Origin of the sequence: Streptomyces sp. BR123 (assembly GCF_013401435.1) — a bacterium.
In the GTDB taxonomy this organism is placed as follows: domain Bacteria; phylum Actinomycetota; class Actinomycetes; order Streptomycetales; family Streptomycetaceae; genus Streptomyces.
In genome coordinates this window covers 1-3,674 of record NZ_JACBGN010000461.1, presented here as the reverse complement: position 1 = coordinate 3,674, position 3,674 = coordinate 1, and the positions used below count along the sequence as shown (strand labels likewise).

The following is a 3,674-nucleotide window of genomic DNA, read 5'->3' as shown; positions in this document are numbered from 1 at the left end:
TCCCCACCCCCACCACACCGGTGTACTCGTCCACCTCGCCGACGTCACCGACCACGCCGAAGCCGCCGAGCGCCTGCGCGCCAGCGAGCGCCGCCAGCGCGAGGCCGCCGTCACCCTCCAGCGCTCCCTCCTCCCACAGGAGCTGGAACAGCCCGACGACCTCCGCATCGCCGCCACGTACCACCCCGGCGGAACCGAGGCCGCCGTCGGCGGCGACTGGTACGACGTCATCACCCTCGGCGCCGGCCGCACCGCCCTCGTCATCGGCGACGTCATGGGCCGCGGGGTACGCGCCGCCGCCGTCATGGGCCAGCTGCGCACCGCGGTCCGCGCGTACGCCCGCCTCGACCTGCCCCCGCACGAGGTGCTCCAGCTCCTCGACGGTCTCGCCGCCGAGATCGACGCCAGCCAGATCGCCACCTGCGTCTACGCCGTCCACGACCCCAACGAGGGCCTGCTCGCCTACGCCTCCGCGGGCCACCTCCCCATCCTGGTGCGCGACGCGGAGGGTGCCGTCCACCGGGCGGCCGACCCCACCGGCCCGCCGCTCGGCACCGGCGGCTGGCTGCACACCTCGGGCAGCATCCCGCTGGGCCCCGGCTCCACCGCCGTCCTCTACACCGACGGCCTCGTGGAACGGCGCGGCGAGGACATCGACGAGGGGGTCGCGGCCCTGGAGCGCGCCCTCGCCGGAGCCCAGGGCCCCCCGTCCGTCATCTGCGACCGCCTGATGCGCGCGCTCGGCGTGGACGCCGACCATGACGACGACGTCGCCGTCATGGTCCTCCAGCAGCCGCACCGCACCGGAGCCGACGCCGAGCTCTTCCACAACGCCGCCCTCGACCTCCTCGGCGGTGTCGAGGCCGCCCCGCGAGCCCGCGCCTTCGCCCAGGGGGTCCTCACCTCCTGGCGCTTCCCGGTCGAGCTGTGCGACCTGGGGGTCCTCGCCGTGAGCGAGCTCGTGGCGAACTCCCTCCAGCACGGCACCCCGCCCATGCGCCTGCGGCTGCGCCGCACCGACCGCCGCCTGATCGTCGAGGTCACCGACGGCGACGACCACCTGCCGCGCCGCCGCCGCGCCGAACCGGGCGACGAGGCCGGCCGAGGCATCTCGATCGTCGCCACCATCGCGTCGTCCTGGGGTTGCCGGCGTACCCCGGGGGGCGGCAAGGCCGTCTGGTGCGAGTTCGCTCTGCCGGACAAGTAGCCGGAGAACCGGAAAGGCCGAGGGAGGCCCGGTCCCAGGACCGGGCCTCCCTCGCCCATTCATATGTACGTACGCGCGCTACGCGGCCACGGGCTCCGCGGCGACCGCGGCCGCACCCACCGGAGCCACCGCTCCGGCACCGCCGACAGCCTTCGCGCCACCGGCCGCAACCGGCTCGGCCTTCGCCGACGCCGGCCGGTCCTGCACGGGGCTCAGCTGCGCGCCGAGCCGCAGCGCCAGCCAGGCGATGCCCAGCGATACCGCGACGAACACCGCGATGTACAGCATCGGCACCCCGGCACCCAGCGGCACGCCCAGCGGCCCCAGCGCCAGCGCGAGCTGCTTGACCAGCGCGAAGGCCGAGTTGTACTGGCCCACCGAGCCCTCCGGCGCCAGATCGGCCACCAGCGGGGCGAGGGTCGGCGACAGCATCGCCTCGCCGATCCCGAAGAGCCCGTACGTGGTGATGAACGCGGCCGCGGCCATCACGGAGCTGCCGTGCCCCAGGCCCGAGAAGCCGGCGATCACCCAGGCGACCGTCCAGATCAGGCCGACCAGTGCGATCACCCGCGACCGCCGGCGCTTCTCGACGAGCCGCAGCACCGCGAACTGCGCGAAGACGATCGCGCCGGTGTTGGCGGCCAGGGCGAAGCCGAGCGTGGACGGGGAGATCCGGGCGGCCTCGGTACCGAAGGCGGCCAGGCCCGACTCGAACTGCCCGTAGCAGGCGAAGAAGATCACGAAGCCCAGGACCAGCAGCCGGACCATCACCTTGTGCTGCATGAGTCGCTTCAAGGCGCCGCCCGCCTGCGCCGGGTCCTTCGGCATGGCGTCCTGGATGCTCGGCGCGTGCGGCATCCGCACGGTGAGGATGACGCCGGCCAGGACCAGGAACATCACGGCCTCGATGCCGAACAGCAGGGTGAAGCTGTCGGGCCGGCTCTCGTCGACGATCTGGCCGCCGATGAGGCCGCCGATGCCCAGCCCCAGGTTCTGCATGAAGAACTGCAGGGCGAATGCCCTGGTCCGGCCGGCCGGAGTGGAGCACCACACGATCATCGTGGCGAGCGCGGGCTGCATCACGGCCTGCCCGGCGCCGAGCGCCAGCGCGGACAGCAGGATCGGCACGACGCCGCTGGACAGCCCCAGCGCCAGCGCACCGGCGGACGCGGCGACGGCCGCACCGATGACGACGGGGACGGGACCGCGGCGGTCGATGGCGCGACCGGTGAAGGGCAGTGCGACCAGCGCGCTCACGGCGAAGGCCACGAACGCACTCGTGGCCGCCATCGAGCCGAGCCCTCGCACCTGCGCCACGTAGATGTAGAGGAACGGAACCGTGAAGCCGATACCGAACGCGGTCAGCGCGTTGCCGGCCTGGATCCGCCGCATCGCGGCGCCCATCACCTTGGTCACTTCTCACCTGCCTTGATAGCTGAAGCCTGAAGACTTCATACCTAAAGTTCGAAGCTTAAGATTACACATCGAAGGAGTTAGAAGCCAACGGGCCCATGCGATACTTCGGACCATGGGTGACACCCCCGACGGCAACGCGGCCGTCCACGAGCCGAGCCTCGACGAGCAGATCGCCGTCTACCAGCGCGAGTTCCAGGACCTCGATCCCCAGGTGGAGAAGGTCGTCTCGGCGCTCAGCCGTCTGAACCGCCGTATGAACGTCGCGTACGGACGCCAGGCCGCGGCCCTCGGCATCAGCAACGCGGAGTGGGAGGTCCTCAAGGCCCTCGTCCTCTCCGGAGCCCCGTACCGGATGGGCCCGAGCGAGCTCGCGAAGCAGCTCGGCCTGACGCCGGCGGCGATGACCCACCGGATCGACCGCATGACGGCGGAGGGGCTCGTCACGCGCGAGCGCGACGAGTCCAACCGGGTCCGCGTGATCGTGGAGCTCACCGATGAGGGCCGCAGCAAGTGGCTCGACGCCATGCGCGCGGCCACCCTCTTCGAAGAGGACCTGCTCCAGGACCTCTCCACGAAGGAGCGCGGCCGGCTGGGCGACATGCTCACGCGCCTGCTGGACCGCGTGGAGGACCTCCAGTCGCGCAGCTGACGGACCCGCAACGCGAGGGTTGACACGACCCCTCGCGATCCGTAAAGTTCTGCGGGTTGTCCCAGAGCCGAAAGGTTGTGGCGACAACCATCCAGCCGCCTCGTCGCGGCACCCAACTCTGCACGATCTCCCCCGGGAGCTAATTCGGCATGCCCGAATTAATTCTCGAAGGCCGATTATGAATCGGCCGGGAAATCCACTAGAGTTCTGGGAGTCGGAAGGGCCCAACAGCCCGGAAGACAAACCCCGCTGACTGGGGGTCAGGCCCGAAAGGATCTGATAGAGTCGGAAACGAAGAACGAAAGCCCGGAGGAAAGCCCGAGAGGGTGAGTACGAAGGAAGCGTCCGTTCCTTGAGAACTCAACAGCGTGCCAAAAATCAACGCCAGAAGTTGATACCCCG

The 3,674-nt window shown here is 70.7% G+C and carries 3 protein-coding genes; 2 read left to right on the top strand and 1 reads right to left on the bottom strand.

The features are described 5' to 3' along the window. Positions 1-1,207, top strand: a 1,207-nt coding sequence (locus tag HYE82_RS34975; RefSeq protein ID WP_179178252.1) for an ATP-binding SpoIIE family protein phosphatase, incomplete at its 5' end; no start/stop codon positions are given. Between the two features lie 78 nt (positions 1,208-1,285). On the opposite strand, the gene HYE82_RS34970 is transcribed toward HYE82_RS34975, so the two are convergent. Beyond that, positions 1,286-2,611, bottom strand: coding sequence for an MFS transporter (locus tag HYE82_RS34970; RefSeq protein ID WP_179178253.1), 1,326 nt, complete (start codon positions 2,609-2,611; stop codon positions 1,286-1,288). A 124-nt stretch (positions 2,612-2,735) separates the two neighbouring features. Between HYE82_RS34970 and HYE82_RS34965 the strand changes: the two genes are divergently transcribed. Further along, a complete protein-coding gene (locus HYE82_RS34965) occupies positions 2,736-3,272 on the top strand; it encodes a MarR family winged helix-turn-helix transcriptional regulator (RefSeq protein WP_179178251.1) in 537 nt (178 codons plus the stop codon). Positions 3,273-3,674 lie beyond the last annotated feature (402 nt).